We start from the raw sequence: 22,760 nt of genomic DNA, 5'->3' as shown, positions 1-22,760 counted from the left end.
AAGCCTTAACTTTGCAGCAAATTTGAAAATCCATGCGATCTAATACCCGTAAAAATATCGTCTATTCCTTGGTTCTGCTTTTAATGGTAGCTCTGGTTTATACCTGGAGAAACCGAGAACAAACCCCAGAAGTAACTTTGGATGAGCCATCTGAAGCAGGAAAAATCACACTTGCCGGTAAGACGATGGGGACCACATACAACATCACTTATTTGGATCAGGAAAACAGAGATTTTCAAACCTCGATTGATTCTCTTTTGGTGGTTTTCAACCAAAGTTTATCTACTTATATCCCAGATTCTGAACTTAGCCAATTCAACCAAAAAGATACGCTGGAGTTCAATTTGCCTTATTTTCCAGAAATTCTAAATGCTTCCAAAGCTATCTACACCCAAACAAACGGAGCATTTGATCCGACTGTAGGTCCTTTGGTAAATATCTGGGGATTTGGACCAACAGGTCCTGAATTAAAAGATTCTGTGGACATCCAAACCATGGTGAGAAGTGTCGGTTTTGATAAAATTGAATTTGACAATCAGAAAGTCATCAAAAATAATCACGAAATCTATCTTGACTTTTCAGCAATTGCTAAAGGTCAGGGAGTGGATGTAGTGGGTAAGTTTTTGACCAGCAAAGGAATTTCTAACTTTCTGGTAGAAATCGGAGGAGAGCTAGTAGCTAGAGGCACCAATGATAAGGGGGAACTTTGGAAAGTTGGTGTAAACAGACCAGAAGAAGAATCCAATGCGTCGGAGCTTTTTAGTATCATTGCTTTGAATAACAAGGGTATGGCGACCTCAGGAAACTATAGAAACTTCTATGTCAAAGACTCAGTGAAAATCTCCCATACCATCGATCCTAAAACCGGCTACCCTGTAAGACATAATTTATTGAGTGCAACAGTTTTGGCTAAAAACTGCATGACTGCAGATGCCTTTGCCACAGCTATGATGGTTATGGGAACTGACGAAGCCATCAAATTGGCCGATTCCCATACTGAACTGGAAGTATTTTTAATTTTCAGCAAATCAGATGGCACTTACGGTAGCTATACAAGTGAAAGCCTAAAACCTTACCTTTCTTTTATCACGGAGTAGATTTTTCAAGAATCTTGAAATAAATGCAACATTATTGAATTTTATTACCTTTGCGGAGGTTATCAATCAAGCTTTTCCCCAAAACCAAACGGAAAAGCCTAAAATTGCATGGGACTAAACTTCATTCTTCTTTTTCTGACAGCCATGATTGCGGGCTCTTTGGTGTTTTTTGCCCCAAACTTCAAGGATAAATACTTTAAACTGGTCTTGGTATTTGCGGGTTCTTATCTTTTCTCGATTACCATCATCCACATTATTCCTGAGCTTTTTTCAAGTGCAACCGATGCCTCCAAAATGGGGCTTTACATTCTGATTGGTTTCCTTTTCCAACAAATCTTGGAATTTCTTTCCAGCGGAATCGAGCACGGACATATTCACTTGCACCACCATGGTCATGGAAAAAGTGGTGTTTTGACTGTAATGTTGGGGCTATTCATACACTCCTTTTTGGAAGGGACTCTCCTTTCGCATGGCACTTTGATTGAGGATGTATCTTCATCAGTTGGCCACGTACACAGCGGAAAGTCGGTTCTTTTGGGAATTATCATGCATAAAGGCCCAGCTGCTTTTGCTTTAGCAGCAGTCTTATCCTCAGTGATGAGTAAAAAATGGACGCTTTTCCTTTTGACATTATTCGCTCTTTCTTCTCCGTTGGGTATGTTTTCAAGCTCTTTCCTTTTCCAAAATGATCTAATAGGAAAAGAAGGAATCGGAATTTTGTATGGCTTGGTAGCAGGTGGTTTTCTTCATATTTCTACGACCATTTTCTTCGAAAGTAGTCCACACCACAAGCTCCAAATCAGCAAGCTTATGGTAAGTTTCTTGGCTGCTGGATTGGCAATTATTTCAGAGTTTTTGCTCTAAAAATTCATTAAGATCTTAAGACTTAATTAAAATTTTTAAATTTTCTCCAAAAGGGTTGCTTTTGCATACTTTGACCTGCTACTTTATATGCTCAACCACAGCATAAGCAAAACAATCTATGCCTTCCGAACCCAAAATAAATACAAAAGGATACTGGAGGAAAAATCTCCAAACCTTATTTATCCTACTTTTCATCTGGTTTTTAGTCTCATTTGGCTTTGGAGTCCTTTGGGTTGAAGAACTCAATCAAATCCGGCTGGGAGGATTTAAACTGGGATTCTGGTTTGCCCAGCAAGGATCCATTTATGTTTTTGTCTTATTGATTTTTGTCTATGTGTATCGAATGAACAAGCTAGACAAGGAATTTGATGTTCACGAAGATTAATCCCAAAAACACATGGAAATCCTTACCTGGACCTATTTATTAGTCGGAATATCATTTGCCATATACATAGGCATCGCCATCTGGAGTCGAGCAGGCTCAACCAAAGAATTTTATGTTGCCGGAGGAGGCGTATCCCCTCTCGCCAATGGAATGGCGACAGCCGCTGACTGGATGTCTGCAGCCTCCTTTATATCCATGGCCGGAATCATTGCCTTTGCTGGATATGATGGATCAGTTTACCTGATGGGCTGGACTGGAGGCTATGTCCTATTGGCTTTACTATTAGCTCCCTATCTCCGGAAATTTGGGAAATTCACTGTCCCTGATTTTGTGGGGGACAGATATTATTCAAAAACTGCAAAGATTGTTGCTGTCATTTGCGCGCTATTCATCTCATTTACCTATGTCGCAGGACAAATGAGAGGAGTAGGAATTGTCTTTTCCCGCTATCTCGAAGTCCCTATCGAATGGGGAGTGGTTATTGGAATGTGTATCGTTTTCTTCTACGCTGTTTTGGGAGGAATGAAAGGGATCACCTATACTCAAGTCGCCCAATATTGCGTTTTGATCTTTGCCTACATGGTTCCAGCCATATTCATTTCCATGCAATTGACAGGAAACCCAATCCCTCAACTCGGATTAGGGGGCGAAGTTTCAGATGGAACTTACCTTTTAGATAAACTAGACGGCGTATTGGCGGATTTGGGATTTGCTGAATATACCTCAGGAAGGAAAGGAATGATGGACATGTTTATGATCACTTTAGCATTGATGGTGGGAACAGCCGGACTTCCTCATGTGATTGTTAGGTTCTTCACCGTTCCAAAAGTAAAAGATGCGAGGCTATCAGCAGGATATGCTTTAGTTTTCATTGCTATTCTATACACAACAGCACCAGCCATTGCTGCATTCGGAATTTACAATGCAATCAATTCTACCTCAGAGAAAAAAGTGAGCGATTTGCCAGCTTGGATCAGTACTTGGCAAAAGACTGATCTGATCAAAGTAGATGATAAAAATGGAGATGGAATCGTCCAGTACCTACCTGATCAAGAGAAGAATGAATTGAGCATTGACCGGGACATTATGGTCTTGGCCTCACCGGAAATTGCAGAATTACCAAACTGGGTTGTGGGATTGGTGGCCGCAGGAGCGATGGCTGCGGCATTATCCACAGCAGCAGGACTTTTGCTTGTCATTTCAACTTCAGTTTCGAGAGATTTATTCAAGACTTTTAAACCAGAAATTTCCGAGAAAAAAGAACTTCGAATTGCTCGGATTGCAGCTGCAGGAGCAGTGATTTTGGCAGGGTATTTTGGTGTCAATCCTCCGGGATTTGTAGCACAGGTGGTAGCCTTTGCATTTGGCTTGGCAGCAGCTTCTTTTTTCCCTGTCATCATCATGGGAATATTCTCCGACCGCATCAATAAAGAAGGAGCCATTGCTGGAATGTTGACAGGTTTGGTGTTCACTTTGGCGTATATTATTTACTTCAAATTTATCAGTCCAGAACTGAATACCGCCGAGAATTGGTGGTTTGGAGTTTCTCCGGAAGGGATAGGCTCCATAGGCATGATCCTCAACTTTCTTGTTTGTATCTTAGTTTCCAGCTTTACCCCTGCACCTCCACAAGAAGTTCAGGAAATGGTACAAGATATCCGAATTCCTAGAGGTGCTGGACAAGCCAGCGATCATTAAAAGAATATACGGGAGTTTACTCCTCTTACAATAAACCTAAGTTTCATCATGAGTGATAGATTACATACCCTAAGCGGTTATTTGTACGAATATCAAAAAAGTGTGACTCAGCCTGAAGAGTTTTGGGCTAGAATCGCAGATTCCTTTTACTGGAGAAAAAGATGGTCTAAGACCTTAAAATGGAATTTTAAAGATCCGGATGTCAAGTGGTTTGTCAATGGAAAGCTGAATATCACTGAGAATATCTTCGAAAGAAACATGTTCACCATGGCGGATCGTCCCGCTATTATCTGGGAACCTAATGATCCAAATGAAGCCAGCAGAACACTTACCTACAAGGAACTTTTCCACGAGGTTTGCCGCTTTGCCAATGCTCTTAAGGCTAAAGGAATCGAAAAAGGTGACCGTGTTATCATCTATATGCCGATGGTGCCTGAAGCGGCAGTTGCTATGCTTGCTTGTGCACGTATTGGAGCTATTCACTCAGTAGTTTTTGCAGGATTTTCTGCCTCAGCATTGGCAGATAGAATCAAGGATTGTGGAGCAAAAGCTGTACTTACATCAGATGGAAACTTCCGTGGAAGCAAAAAAATCGCAGTCAAAGGCTTGGTAGATGAAGCTTTGGAAAAATCTCCTGTAGACACAGTGATTGTCTATCAAAGAACTCATCAGGAAATCACCATGAAAGAAGGGCGTGACTTCTGGTGGCATGATGCAGTAGCTGATCAAGCAGACACAAACGTCGCAGAAGAAATGGATTCAGAGGATATGCTATTTATCCTATATACCTCAGGTTCCACTGGTAAACCAAAAGGGGTAGTCCATACGACTGGTGGATACATGGTCTATACCAAGTATTCCTTCGAAAATGTCTTCCAATATTCTCCGGGAGATGTATACTGGTGTACTGCCGATATCGGCTGGATCACTGGTCACTCATATATTGTTTATGGTCCTCTTTTGTGTGGAGCTACAACCCTGATGTTTGAAGGCGTTCCAACCTATCCTGATGCAGGTCGCTTCTGGGCCGTAGTGGAAAAGCATAAAGTCAACCAATTCTACACAGCCCCAACAGCTATTAGAGCTTTGCAGGCCTACGGTACTGAACCTATTCAAGGTTATGATTTGAGTTCATTGAAAGTCTTGGGATCTGTAGGCGAGCCAATAAACGAAGAGGCTTGGCATTGGTATCATACCCATATCGGAAAAGACAAATGTCCAATCGTGGATACTTGGTGGCAGACTGAAACTGGTGGAATCATGGTTTCACCATTGGCGGGAATTACTCCAACCAAACCAGCATATGCAACTCTACCTCTTCCTGGTATCCAACTTTGTATTGTCGATGCAGATGGAAATGAACTAACAGGAAATGGAGTGGAAGGAAACCTTTGTATCAAATTCCCATGGCCATCGATGATCCGAACAACATACGGTGATCATGACCGATGCAAGCAAACGTATTTCTCTACATATCCAAATATGTACTTTACAGGAGATGGAGTCAAAAGAGATCATGATGGATACTACAGAATCCTAGGACGTGTAGATGATGTTATCAACGTTTCTGGCCATAGAATGGGAACTGCAGAAGTTGAAAACGCGATCAATGAGCATCCTAAAGTGATTGAATCTGCAGTAGTAGGTTATCCACATGAGGTCAAAGGACAAGGCATTTATGCTTATGTGATTTGTGATTTGACTAATAGAACCGAAGAAAACTTGATTCAAGAAATCAAGGATTCGGTTTCTAAAATCATTGGTCCAATTGCGAAACCAGATAAAATTCAATTGGTACCTGGTTTGCCAAAAACTAGATCAGGTAAAATCATGAGACGTATCCTTAGAAAAGTTGCTGAAAACAGCTTGGACAACATGGGAGATACAAGTACTCTCCTTGATCCAGAAGTAGTGAAGCAGATTATTGAGGGAAGGAAATAAATTAGACATCAGATGCAAGACAATAGACACTAGAGTTTCTGGTGTCTATTGTTTTTTAAAGCCTTAGAGTTTGGGAGTATCATCTTCCTCTTCCGCATCTATTTCAATAGAGGAAACAATAGAATCCGGGGAATCCATTTCTTGCTTGTAAAAATTATGGACCCCAACCATAAAGGCTACAATTAAGGCCCAAAGGAGATTTTTAACACTTCTAAAAACGGCTCTTCCTGACATCATTTATCTGATTTAAAGGATTTTACAAATCAAATTTAGAACCAATTTTAGTCTAGGACATTCTGTCAGCAATTTTCTAAATTGAAATCAGTATTTTCAACACATGGCCAATGTAATTGTCAAGCGAGTTCAGGAGTTTTTGAAAAGGTTTCCTCCTTTTTCTTTTTTGAACCCCTCTGATCTTGAATTAGTAGCCAGCCAAGTGGAAGTCCAGTTTTTGGCAAAAGAAGAGATTCTTTTTAAGAAAAATGAAGCCGCTAGACCACACTTTTACATCTTAAAAGAAGGTCAGATCGGACTCTATGATCAAAATGAAATCAAGGATTATTGCGATGAAGGGGATGTGTTTGGTGTTTTAGCACTCCTAGGAAAAAGACCCTATATCTATGAGGCAAAAGTCGAAGTTGATTCATTAGTCTATAGTATTCCAGTATCTGTATTTGAAGAGATTTTAGAAAAAAACTCGAAAGTCGCCCTTTACTTTGCAGCAGGATTCGCATCTGGTCAAGTGGTAGTAAGACAGGACTTATCCACAGGCCAAAAGGCACGAGGAGTTCTAAAAAAAGATAATCAAGACCACTCACTTTTGATTTTCTCAGATCCTAGTCAGATCCAATTTTCAGAAAGAGTTATCCACATTGACCCCTCTGCCACTGTTCAGGCCGCAGCACAAAAAATGGCTTCCGAATCCGTAAGCTCGATCGTCGTTTGCGGGGAGAACCAAATCCCTTTGGGAATCATCACGGACAAGGATCTCCGAAATAAAGTTTTGGCCAAGGCCCTGCCTTTGGATACGAAAGTAGATCATGTCATGAGCAGTCCGGTCATTACCAAAAAGAAAGATGCCGGCTTCTCTGACCTTTATCTTTCCATGATCAAAAACAGACTCCATCATTTGATATTGACGGAAGACGGAAGTCCAAATAGTCCTATTTGTGGGATTCTTTCAGACCACGATGTCTTGCTTTCTATGGGAAACAGTCCAGCGGTATTGATTCATGCTTTGCTCAATACCAAGGTGGTTTCAGAAATGAAATCCATTCGGGATAGGGCAGAAACAATGCTGAAATATTACTTGGAAAATGAGGTTTCAATGGACTTTGTGGCGTCTGTCCTGACAGAAATCAACGATGTGATTATACAACAAGCCGTAAAAATTGCTCAAAACAAGCTATCTGAAGAGTTTCCTCAGATGAAATCTATTCGCTTCGTATTTCTATGTTTGGGATCCGAGGGTAGAGAAGAGCAATTACTTCGGACTGATTTAGATAATGCAATTCTATATGAAGATGTGCCTAAAGAACTCGAGAAAATCGCAGCAGATTATTTCTTACAATTAGGAGCAGAAGTGGCAGAAATCCTATTGGCTTGTGGGTTTTCTCCATGTCCCGGCGAAATTATGGCTTCCAATCCAAAATGGAATCAACCATTGAGCCAATGGAAAAAATATTTCTCCGACTGGATTCTCACTCCCACACCCGAAGCACTATTGAGAGCATCCATTTTCTATGATTTCAGGCCTGTGGCTGGGTTTACCGGACTTTCCGAAGAACTTTCCCATCATGTGTATGAAAACATTCAAAAGAAGAAGGGATTTCTATCCTATTTAGGCCAAAATGCCTTTTTATCTCCACCTCCACTGGGATTCTTCAAGGATTTTATTGTGGAAAAAAGCCAAGAACATCGAGATCAATTTGATATCAAGGCGAGAGCTATGATGCCTTTGACTGACTTGGCTAGACTACTCATTTTAAGCTATGGAGTGGTAGGCATCAACAATACCTTCAAAAGGTTTGAAAAGCTAGGTGAAATGGAACCTCAAAATGCCCAACTATTCACTCAAGCAGGAAAGGCTTATGAAATTTTGATGAGAATGAGAGCTTTAGAAGGACTTCAAAATCAAAATAACGGACGATACATCCGTCCTGAAAATATGGGTAAACTCCAGCGCCAATTGCTTAAAAGTACTTTTGCGCCTATTTCAGAATTGCAAGAAATCGTCAGAATCCGATTTCAACTAGACTTGCTCAGATCATGAGTTGGTGGCCATTTTCCAAGAAAAAAGAAGATTCCAGAGCTTATGTTCAACAATTTTTGGAACAATCGAAAGCTAAAACCCCTGGCATACGATCTATCCAACAATTAAGCTTTGTAGTTCTGGATACAGAAACCACCGGCCTCGATCCTTCAAAAGATCATATCCTCTCTTTTGGCGCCGTAAAAATCGAAGAAGGAAAAATTAAAATCAATTCAAGCCTTGAACTATATCCTGAATCCGATCGAGAAATAGGTAAATCAGCAGAAATCCATGGGATTACCCAAAGACTCGGAACCATTAGCCAAGAAGATTTTTCCAGAACTCTACTGCCATATATGGGAAACTCCATCCTCGTTGGCCAGCATATACATTTTGATAAATCTATGCTGGAAAAAATTACGGGGATTCCTTCTTTCCCTAATTCAATTATCGATACTGCGAATTTTGCCTTACGATTGGAAAAGGGGCCTCAAGCAAATTGGAATCATGTAAACAGTAAAGATTATAGCTTGGATCAACTTTGTGAGAGATATGGAATTCAAACTGAAGACAGGCATACAGCGTCCGGTGATGCTTTTTTGACAGCCCAGCTTTTCCTCAAACTTTTAAAAATAGCTCAGTCTAAAGGCATCCAAACTTATGGAGAACTAATAAAATCGTAATCCACTGAAAACCAAATATTTATTTGATTTTTTTCTAGATTTTCTTTACCTTTTTGTAGATAATTTTTCAATCAAATTAAAATTTTTAGGCCTATGTCAAAATTTCGAATTGATCCACAATTAGTCTTGGATGCTACCCTGCATGAAAAGCTAATTAAGGATCTCAATTTCACACCACTTCATCCAATTACTGTCAAATATTGGCAACTTGGAGGGGCAAGTGGCTGGCTAGGAACCAACACAACATCCATCATTACTTGCCCTGATGGTGTTGGTCAGTTTCAGCATTATGTCAACGGTTCCATTTACTATCACCCTTCCGAAGGGGCGCATGAAGTTCATGGATTAATAAAAGCCAGGTGGAAGTCATTGGGTTGGGAAAGAAGTTTTTTGGGTTATCCAAAAACCGATGAGACCAAAACTCCTGATAATATCGGGCGATTCAATCATTTTCAGGGAGGAAGTATCTATTGGTCTCCAAGTACTGGCGCTTGGGAAGTGCATGGAGCAATCCGATCCAAATATGCCAGTCTGGGATGGGAAAGAAGTTTTCTAAAATATCCACTGACCAATGAAACCACCACTCCAGATGGAGTAGGGAGATTTAATCATTTCCAGGGCGGAAGCATTTACTGGACACCAAGTACAGGAGCTCATGAAGTTCATGGAGCAATCCGAGCACATTGGGCCTCTTTAGGCTGGGAGAAAAGTTTCTTAAAATACCCTATTTCAGATGAATTGGTAGTTTTTGGAGGAGCAGGAAGAATCAGCCATTTCCAAGGAGGAAGTATCTACTGGTCCCCAACAGCTGGAATTAGAGTCTTGAAAGAAAAAGTCAGAGTACACGTGAAAATCTTAACAGCTCCAACCTCCTTTACTCTCGATGAGCAATTTGCAGCAATGCAGGAAGTCTTTGCAATTGCAGGGATTCGGGTAGACTGTGCTTCAACTCAAAACTTAAGTCTTCCAAGCCTCAATGACGTCGATGTCGGAAGTTGTATGATGGGACAAACCACCTCAGAGCAAAATTCTTTGTTCAACAATAGGGATTTTGTAGGGTCTAAAGATCTGGTGGTTTATTATGTCCGAAGTACTGTGCCTGGGTATAACGGTTGTGCCGCGCATCCGTCTGGCAAACCGGGTTGTGTAGTAGTTAGATCTGCTAGTAGATGGACTTTAGGACATGAATTTGGGCATGTGTTAGGTTTGAATCATGTGAATAACAATGATCGTTTGATGACTGGAAATGGAACATTTAACATCACCAATCCTCCACCGAACTTGACTAGCTCAGAATCCTCTACAATGAGAAACAGTAGTTTAAGTACCAATATCTAACCAAACACTTAGAAATCATGGCAAAAAGAACAAGCAAACCCGCTGGGCAGTTTGACCCGCAGGAATTATTGGAATTTCTGAGATTGGATGAATTGGATTATCCGGCTGGAGCTCAGAAATTCGGAAAAGACGCGCTTCCTCTTTTGGGAGATCTAGTCAATGGATCAGATGAAAATCTGGCGATCAAAGCTGCCTATTTAGCAGGCTATATCGATGAAGACGGATCTACTGAAATATTGGAAAAAGCAGCAGACAAAGGTTCTGCCCCAGTGAGAATTGCGGCTGCATATGGTGCGAGAATGAAAAAACCGGAAATCGCTGAGGCTATTTTAAACAAATCATTGGATGATATGGACCCTTCAGTGGTAAAATTCGCCCTAAGGTCTGCTTCCTCCTTGAAACTGGAGAAAAAGCTCAAACCCAAAATTGACAAAATCTCAAAATCCTTTCACGAGAAGGATATACTTGAAGAAGCAAAGGGTATCTTGAAAAAGATGAAATAACAAGAAAAAGCCGGAATTCAAATCCGGCTTTTATTATTTCCAATCTACAGCAATTTCCCCTTTCGCTTTCATATACACCGAAAGCCCATTTTTAGTAGGATAAAATCCTGCCGGTTCTATTTCTAAATCATCCACTTTCAGATCGGCAATCGGAGTACTTAGTCCCAATCTTTCCTGAATACCTCCGAGGCTATCTTCTAATAAACCTCCAACCGGAAAAACGGCTCTTTTTTCTATCTGGCGGATGATTTTTCTCTTTTTCATGGCCACTCCCAGTTTAGCTTTGGAATCATCGCTGAGGACCTTGAAATTGATATCATCGAAATACAAACTATGCGTCTCAGAATCATAAGCTGGCTTTCCAACCACAAAAAAGCTTCCTTCCAGATCCTCTCCGTTTTCTCTTTCAGCAACAAAATCACAGGTGATTGCCAGAAGCTCTCCAAATGGTTGTGACTTTAGCTGATCCAAAGTCATGATCGTATTTTTATCTGCCCTGAAACTTCTGCCATTCAGGTTTTCTCCCAACAATTGATCAAGCCCTTCATAGCTGATTTCAAAAGGGAGTTCGATTTCCAATTCATTCTCTGATTGAGAGTTTGGAGTCAAATTTGGCAAAGGATAAGCTCGACTTGGAGCTGCACCAACGGGATGCGTATTGATTTTACCATCCATTCCCAACCAGACATTATATGAATCATTTTTCCCAAAAAACTCTTTCAGCTTCACAGCTTCCGGTTGAATTGAAAAGACCTTCGAATTTCCATCCCAATCCACAGTAAATGCCTTCCCTGCTTGTTGCCAAGCCAAATCAATCATGGGTTTCAAATTTACCAGTTTGCGATCTCCATTGAGATTTTCTTCAGCCCAGTTTTTAATTTGACGCTCCATCATCTGACTCAAATCCACTTCCATTCCCAATACATCAAGGGTCAGATTTCCTCCAAGCTCCACTAGTTCAAAGTTATCCACACTCAAAGTCCAATCAGGATTGATTTGTGGATTGAGTCTAACCACTGGCGCAAAAGTCTCATCAATTGGTACTTTTCCTTTAAAAAGGTTTCCAAGGCCTCCTCTTTTCAACCCCACTTCACCTTTGACTTCAAGAGGCATTTTCATCTCTATAACTTGGCTATCCAATGAAGTATAGGTTATGGTTCCCTTTCTCTTCAGCAAAAGACTTCCTTCAATTCCACTTCCAAATTCCATATTTTCCTCATCAATCAAATTCACCGGGATTTGTGAATTGAAAATTCGATCCAAAGTTGATTTTGGGATTTCCAAAGGCACATTCACATTGGAATTTGACGGAGGCAATTCTGCCAAAGGTCCCGGATTGGATATGTTGAGACTCTTACAAGAAGCCAACGAAAAAATAAGTATTAGGACACAAAATGAATATTTTTGGAGACTATAGCGGAATTGAAGTTTCATATATAAATTGAATGACAATAAAGGAACTTTATTTCCCCTGCAAGTATTGTCCCAAAAAAGAGAATATCTTATGAATTGGAAAAAATTGACATCGGCTGAGCAAATAGAAGAGATCAAAACCTTGAGTCAAGAAAGACCGATTTTGATTTTCAAACATAGTACCCGCTGCTCTGTAAGTAGTATGTCTCTCGATAGATTGCTTAGAAATTGGAAATCTGAGGACGAAGAAAAGATAGTGCCTTACTATTTGGATTTAGTTGCCTATCGACAAATTTCCAATTTGGTGGAAGACGTTTTCCATGTTCCCCATGAATCCCCACAAATACTTATCATCCGAGACGGTGTGGCCATTTATGATAATTCCCACTTTGGAATCTCCTATCCAGATATCATGGATAAAATTTAATGTGATTTTTAAACGGATTTCAAGCCATTTATCCTAACATTCATCCATTCTTATTTTTTGGAAATAGGAGACTAAACCTTTGCCTTTTTCATTCAGTCAAAGTAGTGAACTTTGCAAATTATGAAAAAGAACTACTCTTTATTGACCCTGATTTTTAGCCTTTTACTGATTGGGTCAGTCTATGCCCAACGACCTGAAGGTCAGAACCCTCCCGAACGAAAAATTATAGGGACTGTGATCGATGGATCGATCAATAAACCAATGATAGGCGCCAATGTGCAAATAAAGACTGTAACAGATTCTCTTTTGAGAGGTACTGTGACCAATGCACAAGGGAAATTCGAAATTGTCAGACCTAATATCCCACAAGTAAAAGTAGAAATCACATTTATTGGATACAAGACTATATCTAGAGTGCACAGTATGCGTGAGCCTTTGGACTTGGGTGAAATAGTTTTGGTGGAAGACACTCAAGTATTGGGTGAGGTATTGATCGAAGGACAAACTCCTGTTGGGGAAATGAGAGGTGATACCACCTCATTTAACGCTTCTGCATTCAAAACCAAAGAAAATGGAATGGCTGAAGATCTCGTCCGTAAGCTTCCAGGCGTCACTATAGCTAATGGAGAAGTTCAGGCACAAGGTGAGGCCGTTCAAAAAATCTTGGTGGATGGTCGTGAATTCTTTGGTTCTGACCCCAATATTGCTTTAAGAAACCTACCTGCTGATGCCATTGACAGAGTGGAAGTTTTGGATCAAAAATCGGATCAAACTCGTCTTACGGGATTTGATGATGGTACTTATACCAAAACTATCAACATCATACTTCGGGAAGATCATAAAAGTGGAAAATTCGGACGTGTATATGGAGGTTATGGTACGGATGATCGATACTCGGCAGGAGGAAGCGTCAACCTTTTCTCTGGGGACAGAAGATTCTCAATTTTAGGATTATTTAATAATATCAACCAACAAAATTTCTCAAGTCAGGACCTTGCTGGAGTAAATGCTAATGCTTCTGGAGGCGGTCGGGGACGAGGCCGAGGCGGCTGGGGAGGCGGCGGAGGCAGCTTTTACGGAGGAAATGATATAGGTACAATTACCACAAATGCATTAGGGTTGAACTATAGTGATAAGTGGGGATCGAAAGTCAATTTTACAGGAAGTTATTTCTTTAACAATACACAGAATACCCTTCGCCAAATCACAAATAGAGAGACTGTCATTAACGAAAGTCTTTCCCAATTGTATCAGGAAAATCTGATTAATACTGTGGATAACTACAACCACAGAGCCAACGCGAGAATAGAAGCAGATTTGAATGAAAAGAACTCTTTGATAATCACACCAAACATCTCTTTCCAAACCAACAACACCTACAGTGACAGAGATGCATTGACGATGAACAGTGCTGGAGATTCGCTTTCAGCTTTGAGGTCTATTACTGACGCAAAGACCAACTCCTATAATATCTCAAACAACCTGACCTACCGATACAAATTCGATAAGCCTGGACGTACTTTATCCACAGATATCTATACCAACTGGAATAATAGAGATCAAAACTCGGAATTATTGGCAGCAAGTAATGATTACAGTAAAAGCTTACTTGATACTACAACACAAGAAACAAACTTGCTTTACAACGGATTTAACTACAGAGTCAACTTAACATTTACAGAGAAATTTGGAGAAAAATCGCAAGGGACATTAGGCTATCAAATCGGTAATAACAAGACTGATTCTGATCAAAAAACACGAGTTTTAGATTCTGAAAACTTACCAGTGTTGGATACAGCTTTGAGTAATGTATTTATCAACAAATTCATCACTCAAAGGTTAAGAACTGGCTATGCATACAATAGCAATGGTTGGAATTTGAACTTCAATTTGGACTATCAAAATGCCAAATTGGACAATGAAGCTTTCTTCCCATCGGAAGGAGTTTTCAACAGAAGCTTTAACAACATTTTGCCAAGTGCTCATGTAAGCTATAGAAATCGAGAGTCAGGATTGAACTTTAGAGTTCGCTATAGAACCGATACGGATGAACCATCTGTCAGCCAACTTCAAAATGTTGTCAACAATCAAAATCCATTGAATCTAAGTGTGGGCAACCCTACTTTAGCACAAAGTTTTGAACATAACATTTTCGCTAATATTGGTAAGTTCAACATGGAGAAAAATAAGACTTTCTTCATGTTTGCAAACTTTTCCACAACGAGCAATTATATCGGAAGCAGCACCTACGTGGCTGCGAGTGATACTCTGATTAACGGAGAAATTTTACTTCGACCAGGTGGTCAAATTTCCATGCCTGTAAACTTGGATGGGAACTTTAATTCAAGGCTTTTCATGAATTATGGCACTCCTTTTAAAGGCATCAAAACCAATGTGAATTTCAATACAAGATTAGGCTATGGACGTACTCCTGGCTTGATTAATGGCGAGTTGAATAAAAACGATAATATCAGCTTGGGACAAGGAGTTACATTTACTTCCAACATCAGTAAAAACTTTGATTTTACATTGAGCTCAACTGGAACGTATACAATTGTTAATTCCAGTCTTCAAGCCAATCTGGATCAAAATTACTACATCCAAGAATCCAATTTGAGATTGTATTATTCACCAAATGATGGAAAGTTATTCGTTGGAAATAATGTGAATAACACGCTTTACAGCGGTCTTTCAGAAGGCTTTGACCAGTCTGTATGGTTGTGGAATATCGAGGCTGGATATCGCTTTGCCAAAAACAACAAGGCAGAATTGAAGCTGGTGATATTTGACTTACTCAATCAAAATAATAGTATCTCAAGAACCGTTTCCGACGTTGCAGTAACCGACGTGTATACCAATGTTTTGACTAGATATGGTTTGCTGACATTCACCTATATCATCGGTAACTTTAAAGAACAAGATGAAGGAGATCGTCCTCAAGGGCCATTTAGAGGACCTCCAAGAGGAGGAAGAACTTGGTAATAGAGAAGATTTGAGATTTGAAAAAGAGAAACCCCGGATAATAGAATTTATCCGGGGTTTCTCTTTTTACTCTCCTGAATAAGTCAACACAACAGCTGGCGAATCAGCTAGCTTGCTTTGTAGACTTCTAGGAATATAAACTACAGTTTTTCCACCTTCTGTTTTCCACTTAAGGTTTCCTTTTTGACCCAGCATGTGGATTTTGGCACCTTTCTTAGGTGGGTTTAAAGTCCATGTGATGCTTTCTCCTAGCTTTTCTCCTTCTTGAATCGGTAAAATCGCATAAAGCTCTTTTTCTTTTCCTTGAGTGAAATAGACATCACCATCTTGGAAAGTTTCAATGGCTCTGGTTCCATAAATCCCTTGGCCATTTACCTCAAGCCATTTCCCGATTTCTTCCAATCTGGAAACTTGCTCAGGAAGGAAAATACCATCTGCTGTTGGACCCACTCCCAACAATAGATTTCCGCCTTTTGCCACGATCTCCACCAACAAATGAATTACTTTGCGAGAAGGTTTGAATTTATCATTCGGAACATATCCCCAAGCACCACCGAGTGTGATGCAGCTCTCCCAAGGATCTGGAGACATGGTTGAAGGAATGCCTTGTTCTGGAGTTCTATAATTTTCAAAAGGTCCATGAACCGTTCTATCCACAATCAGGATTCCCTCTTGATTTTTCCTTGCCATTTCTGCCACTTTCGGCATATTGATTTCTTGAGAAAATTCAGGAATTGGAGCTCCCCAGCTTAAGACTTCCTCATTTACAGTTTCCAGTGGACGCACCCATCCACCATCTAACCAAAGAATATCAATAGATCCATAATTACTGGTGATTTCATTCAATTGGTTATGGGTGAAATTCACAAACTGATTCCATCTCCATGGATGCTTTCTAATATCATAGTTGACATTTCGGTCAGGAGTGGCTCTGTAATCCCACCAGAAATACTGGGAATGCCAATCCGGCTTGGAGTAATAAGCCCCGATCATCATATCCTTGTCCCGGAATGCCTGAAAAACATACTTGGCTACATCTGCTTTTGGATTGTTTTTGAAAGGCCCTTCCGTGATTTTATAATCAGTAAACTGAGTGTCGAACATATTAAAGCCATCGTGATGTTTGGTGGTGAAAACCACGTATTTCATCCCAGCTTTTTCTGCTGCATCAGCCCATTGCTCAGGATTAAATCCAGTAGGGTTAAAATCATCTTTCAATCCCCAATACCACTTTTTGTAATCTTCATAGCTCTGAGTGGTATCTTTTCTATTGATCCAATCTTCATTGACTATACTCCAGGACTCGACAATCCCGGGAACAGCATAAATTCCCCAGTGAATTAGGATTCCAAATTTTTGATCTCTCCATTGTTCCAGCTTTTCCTGAACCTTAGGATCAGTTGGGTATTCGTATTCGGAGGAGGTTGGGTGAATGGTATTTTGTGCTTGAATTCCGAAGGAAATCATCAAGGCCAAAACCACAAGGCCAATCGATTTACGGTTCATAATGGACATTTTTAAATAATTGAAATGGATTGAGAGTAATCTCAAGTCCTAAAGGTAAATGGGAATCTACTTCCTAACAAGGAATAATTAGGGCGTTTGCCTTAAAGAATTTTGAAATTCAATCTTGAACTTTTACTCTCTTGAATTAAAAAGATTAATATAATCTTTGAACAAATAAATTTTCCCTCGCTTACTTCCAGTCATTTCTTTGAGGATTTCTTGCGCTTCTAATTCTTCCAACAACTTATAGACTGAAGGGAAAGACAATCCAGTAAGCTCTTTGGCTTTTTGAGAATCAAGAATTGGGTGTTGATACAAATACTGTATCAATATATTAGCATTGGAAGACCTACTTCCTAAAGTCTGAATTTTAGCCTCAACTTGCCTTTGAAGCTTAAGAATCCTATCAAAGGTCTGAATACTACTTTTCGCTGTTTCAACTACGCCTACCAAAAAAAACTTAAACCACTGTATAATATCATTCTTATCCCTGACTCTCATCAAATTATCATAATAGAGTGTTCTGTTTTTTTCAAAAAAATCAGAGAGATAAAGAATCGGTTTTTTTAATATCCCTTTCTCAACCAAATAAAGTGTAATCATTAATCTTCCCACTCTTCCATTACCATCAAGAAATGGGTGAATGGTTTCAAATTGATAATGGACCAAGGCTATCTTAAGGAGTTCTGGAAAAAAATACGCATCGTTATGAACGAAATTTTCTAGATCCCCCATAAATTCTCCAATACTAGAATGGATTGGAGGAACAAAAATAGCATCAGATATCCCAGCTCCTCCTATCCAATTTTGACTGGTTCGAAACTCTCCAGGCAGTTTATGTTTTCCTCTGACACCAGAAAGCAAAATTTCATGGGTTTGTTTGATCAATCTTGATGAAAAAGGAAGTTCATTTAGTTTCAAAATAGCCTGATTCAAGGCCTTAATATAATTTTGAACCTCCTCCCAATCGTCTCTTTTTTCTTCGGAAACATCCTCTTTGTCCAATAGTGCTTCTTCAATATTGGTTTTGGTTCCTTCAATTTTACTAGATTGGGTAGCTTCTTTCAGTACATGCATACTTATAAACAGATCAATGTTTGGGATATATTCCGAATACATATCCAATCTGCCCAATTGCCTGTCAGCCTGACTTAAAAGTTGAAGCAGTTCCATGTTATCAACTTTCCATTCACGATCTATCTTTTCAGGTTGAAAACTTTTATAAGTTCCTTGATTGATGTATTTCCCTGAAATAAACTTCTTCATGTTTTCAAGATTTCTTTCATAAAGATACATCTTATTTAAGTTTTTCTCCATTTTCTTTAATAAGAGGTCTCCTTATTTAAGTTTTAGGGATATTTCTTAAATAAGGAGGTCGGCTAATTAAATTTAATGAAGATTTTTTGAACACATTTTTCAAAATGCAACCTCCACCAAACCTTGATTTCTCCACACTTTCAGTTCAACTCTTCCTTTCCAGATATTTGCCTTTTCTATCTTCTGAAGATCAATTACATTTTTTACCTTTTCTCCCCAGCATTCCAAAATCACATCACCTACCTGAATACCTTGATTGAAACTTCCTTCGGGAATATTTAAAATCAAAACACCGGTCATTTCATTCAAACCCGCTGCAGATTGCTCTCCAAGAGTCGCAACATTCTTAATTTGATAGCCTCTCCAATTGAAAACTTGATCATTTTGATCTTGATTATCCAATAAAAGAAGGGGAATAGATGGCTCAGATGCCAATTTTTTTAGTTTTGAGCTTTCCACACCAAATTCATCCATATCGAAATTCTCAAAACCTAATTGCATAGCAGGAGAGCTAGGTTTTACTCGAAAATCTCCATTTCCGGCATCCAAAAACTGTGGATCACCGCTCAATCCACTGGCCTCAATTCCAAAAGTCCGAGACTTTTCCAAATCAGATTCTGAAGTGAAAAAATTCTGATCCACTTTATCTCCCCAAAAATTTACACGAATCGCTTTATGTGGGCTCATTGAAATATTTCTGGTAAAGACATCATGGCTGTCTTTGAACCAAACATGGGGATGAAAGCCATTATTGATCAACACATTATTGTAAACTGTTCTATAAAAACCTTCACGTAATTTCAACCCACCACTCAGGCAAAGATTGTTGTAGATTTCATAATTGCTGGAACCATCATCCAAATCAATATCCCAGCCGTGATCACACTGGAAGCGATTATTTCTAATGATAGTAGTTTTGATGGCATCTAAGCGTATCCAATCAGGGTGAACCGCAGCTAAGGAATCCATAATTCCACGGTTGGGATGCCAAAAGCGGTCTCTTCCCCAAGAGTTGAAAGCACCATGATCACCGGTTTCCATCACGGAATTGAAGACATCATTGTACTCAATGATATGTCCTCCCCAGGCTCCATCACCAATATTGATTCCAGCTCGAGGTACATTATAGATGGAATTATGAGCAATTCGCAAGTCCATGGCCATTTGGATTTGAACTCCAGCTACCTGCTTCTCAATCAATCCGATATCATGAATCAAATTGTCAAAAACCAGAGATTCTGAAGTATAATCAAGCGACTTTGGACCAGGAATGGTATCCATTTCTGATGCCTCCACAAATTCATGATAATTAAAACTTGGAGATCTTACAGCATTGGGATTTCCAACAAAACTAATCGCACTTCCTCCTATGTATTCTATCAAATTCCCTGAGATTTTGGCCTTTCTATTATAGTTACTGACAAAAATGCCATTACCTCCCAAATGCCTAAACTCTGAATTGGATACAGAACAGTCTTCTGTTCCATCCATAAGAATCGCTCCTTGACGGTAAATCGTCCAATCACTTCTCATCAATCGCTCCTCTGTCTTCATAAAAGTTGGAACTGTTCCAGAAAAAACTATCCCGTCAATTTGAATATGCCGAACTGGATTTTCAACCGAGCCTTTTAGAGTAATCAAGTTCTCCAAAACGGAAACTTCTACTTTCGAAATGGAAGAAATATCCATTCCTTCCTTTGGATAAAAAAAGAGTTGGGACTTTTTCTCATCCAAATACCATTCTCCTGGACTGTCCAATTCCTCAAAAATGTTCTCAACAAAGCGCATGCTCGCATGCATTTCACTTTCGCGATTATTTTGCAAGCCCCCTTCATACTTCAGGGTTCCATCGGAATTTTTACCAGTGATTTTATAGTGCATTCCACCCCATCTTCCTCGGTGTAAAGCATGAATAAATCCACCTTCAGGATTTTTCCAGGATTCAATTCTTTCTGGAGAAAGTGCATCTTCAGCATATCCTCCATAGGGAAAAACACCCTCTTGAAAATTAGGATATCTAGCTCGGATTTGAGGATTTCCTTCAATACTTAATGTTGAGAATTCCATTCCTTTGGGCACTTTGGCTACCCAAATTGAACCTCTATACTTTTTCCAATTGACTACAATTTCTTTACCTCCAGAAATCCTGACTTTCCCAGATTTTTCAGCTTTTATTAAGTAAGGGGAATCAATTGTTCCTGATTCTTCAGGACCAAAGACCAAAGGTTTTTCCAGGTAAAAAGTCCCTTCTTTTAAAATGATGGAGAAAGCATCTTTTGCCCCCTCTTCCTTCAGCGATTTAATAGTTGCTTTTGCTTTATCAATAGTCAGAAATGGCATTTCTGAAGTCCCAAAGTTTGAGTCACTTCCATTTTGGGAAACAAAAAACTCCTTTTGGCTTTGAGCAAAAAGAGAAATGGAAAAACAGAAAAGAAAAAGCGAAAGAATTATTCTGGGCTTGGTATGCATTTAATTTCGGTTGTTAATAATCAATATTCTAAAAATAGGCCATTTGCCTTATTTTTCCTCATAAAATAAAAAAAGCTCCTAGAAATCCAGGAGCTTTTTAAAGCAATGAGATAGATTAGGCACTTACATTTTTGGCAAAACGACAGTATCAATAGAATGGATTACTCCATTGGATTGCCATACATCAGCGATAGTGACTTGAGCAGAATTACCATTCTCGTCAGTGATATAAAGTTTCTTTCCTTTCATCCATGCTGTCAATTCTCCTCCCTGTACTGTTTTCAATGTTGCTTTTCCACCACCAGCTTTAATTGCTTCAGCAATATCCTTTGACCCCATTTTGCCAGCAACAACATGATAAGTCAACACAGCTGTTAATTGGGATTTATTTTCCGGCTTCAAAAGTGTTTCAACCGTTCCATCAGGTAATTTTTCAAAAGCTGAATTCTCTGGAGCAAACACTGTGAATGGGCCCTTTCCCTGCAATGTTTCTACTAAACCCGCCGCTTTTACCGCTTCCACCAACGTAGTATGGTCTGCTGAGTTCACAGCATTTTCAACAATATTTTTGGAAGGATACATCGGTGCTCCGCCTACCTCGACGGTCTTTACCAATTGTGCATAAGCCATGTTTGCGGATAAAAAAACAAAGGCTAGAAGGGCTACTTTTAAGAAATTGTTCATGGTTTCATTTGTTTGTTGATTTGAATTGAAATACGATCTATTCATTAAGATTGGATTTACCCGAATATGAAATGAGCTCTACCTTTCAAATAATCAATCCTGATTTTCCCCGAAAACCCTCAAAAATCTTAGCTTTGTGGCTTGATTAATCTGAATCACATGTATCAGGAAAAAATCGAAGCCATTAAGGCAGCAATTGCGGCAGCGGATGCCAACAATCCAGACGAACTCGAAGCCTATAGAATGGAGTATATCTCCAAGAAAAGTGTGGTTGGGGGGCTTTTTGCAGAAATGGGTAAAATCCCTAATGAGGAAAAAAAGGCCTATGGTCAATTGGTAAATAGCGTCAAGCAGCTCGCTGAAGCTAAATTCCAGGAATTGATTGAAAAGGTAAATTCCGCTAGCAAAAAAGCTAAATCGGCTGATATAGATTTGACTTTACCTCCTTCCAATCAAGAAATTGGAGGAATTCACCCTTTGACAGCTACTCGTCAGAGAATCATCGAAATTTTTGAAAGAATTGGTTTCAACCTTTCAGAAGGACCGGAAATCGAAGATGACTGGCATAACTTTACCGCATTGAATTTCCCGGAAAACCATCCGGCTAGGGAAATGCAGGATACGTTCTTCATTGAAAAGAATCCGGATATCGCATTGAGAACGCATACTTCATCGGTGCAGGTTCGAGTAATGGAAAATCAAAAACCTCCGATCCGGACTCTTTCACCAGGACGAGTTTATAGAAATGAGGCAATTTCAGCGAGAGCCCATTGTATATTCCACCAAGTGGAAGGATTGTATGTGGATGAAAATGTAGGCTTTGCTGATTTGAAGAATACTCTTTATCACTTCGCCAAAGAGATGTTTGGAAAAGGAACCAAAGTTCGCTTTAGACCTTCCTATTTCCCATTTACTGAGCCGAGTGCTGAGATTGATATCACCTGTTTGATTTGTGGTGGTAAAGGATGTAATGTCTGCAAAGGAACAGGTTGGGTAGAAATTGGCGGATCAGGGATGGTAGACCCGAATGTGTTGGAAAACTGCGGAATTGACTCCAAAAAATATACAGGTTTTGCTTTCGGTATGGGTATCGAAAGAATTGCGATGCTGAAATATCAAATCAAGGATCTAAGACTCTTTACAGAAAATGATGTCAGATTCTTGCGGCAATTTAAACCGCTTCTCTAATCTCAACCCCGGCT

At 39.6% G+C, this 22,760-nt stretch carries 18 protein-coding genes; 12 read left to right on the top strand and 6 right to left on the bottom strand.

Annotated elements, in window-relative coordinates; all coding sequences use genetic code 11:
• Positions 1-32 precede the first annotated feature (32 nt).
• The 5 genes from O0V13_RS02990 to acs all read left to right on the top strand — a co-directional run bounded on the left by O0V13_RS02990 (position 33) and on the right by acs (position 5,985).
• Entirely contained in the window at positions 33-1,097 is a 1,065-nt protein-coding gene (locus O0V13_RS02990) for an FAD:protein FMN transferase (RefSeq protein WP_268033503.1), read from the top strand.
• 108 nt (positions 1,098-1,205) lie between these two features.
• Positions 1,206-1,961 carry a ZIP family metal transporter gene (locus O0V13_RS02985; RefSeq protein ID WP_268033502.1) on the top strand — a complete coding sequence of 252 codons (756 nt, stop codon included), beginning with the start codon at positions 1,206-1,208 and terminating at the stop codon, positions 1,959-1,961.
• A gap of 118 nt (positions 1,962-2,079) precedes the next feature.
• Positions 2,080-2,346 (top strand): DUF4212 domain-containing protein, encoded by a 267-nt coding sequence (locus O0V13_RS02980; RefSeq protein WP_073571605.1) that lies wholly within the window; start codon positions 2,080-2,082, stop codon positions 2,344-2,346.
• Between the two features lie 12 nt (positions 2,347-2,358).
• Complete coding sequence (locus O0V13_RS02975; protein WP_268033501.1) at positions 2,359-4,044, top strand: sodium:solute symporter family protein; 1,686 nt, start codon at positions 2,359-2,361, stop codon at positions 4,042-4,044.
• Positions 4,045-4,092: 48 nt separating this feature from the next.
• Positions 4,093-5,985 (top strand): acetate--CoA ligase, encoded by a 1,893-nt coding sequence (gene acs / locus O0V13_RS02970; protein ID WP_268033500.1) that lies wholly within the window; start codon positions 4,093-4,095, stop codon positions 5,983-5,985.
• A gap of 63 nt (positions 5,986-6,048) precedes the next feature.
• Here acs and O0V13_RS02965 read toward each other — a convergent pair whose 3' ends face one another.
• Complete coding sequence (locus O0V13_RS02965; RefSeq protein ID WP_268033499.1) at positions 6,049-6,219, bottom strand: hypothetical protein; 171 nt, start codon at positions 6,217-6,219, stop codon at positions 6,049-6,051.
• A 103-nt stretch (positions 6,220-6,322) separates the two neighbouring features.
• On the opposite strand from O0V13_RS02965, the gene O0V13_RS02960 reads away from it, so the two are divergent.
• The 4 genes from O0V13_RS02960 to O0V13_RS02945 all read left to right on the top strand — a co-directional run bounded on the left by O0V13_RS02960 (position 6,323) and on the right by O0V13_RS02945 (position 10,760).
• A complete protein-coding gene (locus O0V13_RS02960) occupies positions 6,323-8,257 on the top strand; it encodes a DUF294 nucleotidyltransferase-like domain-containing protein (RefSeq protein ID WP_268033498.1) in 1,935 nt (644 codons plus the stop codon).
• A complete protein-coding gene (locus tag O0V13_RS02955) occupies positions 8,254-8,919 on the top strand; it encodes a 3'-5' exonuclease (RefSeq protein ID WP_268033497.1) in 666 nt (221 codons plus the stop codon). Before O0V13_RS02960 ends, O0V13_RS02955 begins: the two co-directional genes overlap by 4 nt.
• Positions 8,920-9,012: 93 nt before the next feature.
• On the top strand, positions 9,013-10,257 hold the full coding sequence (locus O0V13_RS02950) for an LGFP repeat-containing protein (protein WP_268033496.1): 1,245 nt from the start codon (positions 9,013-9,015) through the stop codon (positions 10,255-10,257).
• A gap of 17 nt (positions 10,258-10,274) precedes the next feature.
• Complete coding sequence (locus O0V13_RS02945) at positions 10,275-10,760, top strand: HEAT repeat domain-containing protein (protein WP_268033495.1); 486 nt, start codon at positions 10,275-10,277, stop codon at positions 10,758-10,760.
• Positions 10,761-10,793: 33 nt separating this feature from the next.
• Here O0V13_RS02945 and O0V13_RS02940 read toward each other — a convergent pair whose 3' ends face one another.
• Positions 10,794-12,086 carry a DUF4403 family protein gene (locus O0V13_RS02940; protein WP_268033494.1) on the bottom strand — a complete coding sequence of 431 codons (1,293 nt, stop codon included), beginning with the start codon at positions 12,084-12,086 and terminating at the stop codon, positions 10,794-10,796.
• Between the two features lie 178 nt (positions 12,087-12,264).
• On the opposite strand from O0V13_RS02940, the gene ytxJ reads away from it, so the two are divergent.
• Together ytxJ and O0V13_RS02930 are read left to right on the top strand one after the other, a co-directional pair.
• A complete protein-coding gene (gene ytxJ / locus O0V13_RS02935; RefSeq protein WP_268033493.1) occupies positions 12,265-12,600 on the top strand; it encodes a bacillithiol system redox-active protein YtxJ in 336 nt (111 codons plus the stop codon).
• A gap of 120 nt (positions 12,601-12,720) precedes the next feature.
• Positions 12,721-15,582, top strand: a complete 2,862-nt coding sequence (locus O0V13_RS02930) for an outer membrane beta-barrel protein (protein ID WP_268033492.1) — start codon at positions 12,721-12,723, stop codon at positions 15,580-15,582.
• A 66-nt stretch (positions 15,583-15,648) separates the two neighbouring features.
• Here O0V13_RS02930 and O0V13_RS02925 read toward each other — a convergent pair whose 3' ends face one another.
• From O0V13_RS02925 to O0V13_RS02910, 4 genes are all read right to left on the bottom strand, one after another.
• The gene (locus tag O0V13_RS02925) at positions 15,649-17,088 is read right to left on the bottom strand and encodes an alpha-L-fucosidase (protein WP_268033491.1); all 1,440 of its coding nucleotides are present in this window, start codon (positions 17,086-17,088) and stop codon (positions 15,649-15,651) included.
• A gap of 132 nt (positions 17,089-17,220) precedes the next feature.
• On the bottom strand, positions 17,221-18,354 hold the full coding sequence (locus O0V13_RS02920; protein ID WP_268033490.1) for a Fic family protein: 1,134 nt from the start codon (positions 18,352-18,354) through the stop codon (positions 17,221-17,223).
• A gap of 150 nt (positions 18,355-18,504) precedes the next feature.
• Positions 18,505-20,874 carry a right-handed parallel beta-helix repeat-containing protein gene (locus O0V13_RS02915; RefSeq protein ID WP_268033489.1) on the bottom strand — a complete coding sequence of 790 codons (2,370 nt, stop codon included), beginning with the start codon at positions 20,872-20,874 and terminating at the stop codon, positions 18,505-18,507.
• A 123-nt stretch (positions 20,875-20,997) separates the two neighbouring features.
• Positions 20,998-21,558 carry a fasciclin domain-containing protein gene (locus O0V13_RS02910; RefSeq protein ID WP_268033488.1) on the bottom strand — a complete coding sequence of 187 codons (561 nt, stop codon included), beginning with the start codon at positions 21,556-21,558 and terminating at the stop codon, positions 20,998-21,000.
• 159 nt (positions 21,559-21,717) lie between these two features.
• Here O0V13_RS02910 and O0V13_RS02905 point away from each other — a divergent pair, with 159 nt between their 5' ends.
• Entirely contained in the window at positions 21,718-22,746 is a 1,029-nt protein-coding gene (locus O0V13_RS02905) for a phenylalanine--tRNA ligase subunit alpha (protein WP_268033487.1), read from the top strand.
• Positions 22,747-22,760 lie beyond the last annotated feature (14 nt).

Source organism: Algoriphagus sp. PAP.12 (assembly GCF_026652115.1).
Taxonomy (GTDB): domain Bacteria; phylum Bacteroidota; class Bacteroidia; order Cytophagales; family Cyclobacteriaceae; genus Algoriphagus.
Note: the sequence above shows the minus strand (reverse complement) of the source record. Positions and strands in the feature narration are given on the sequence as shown.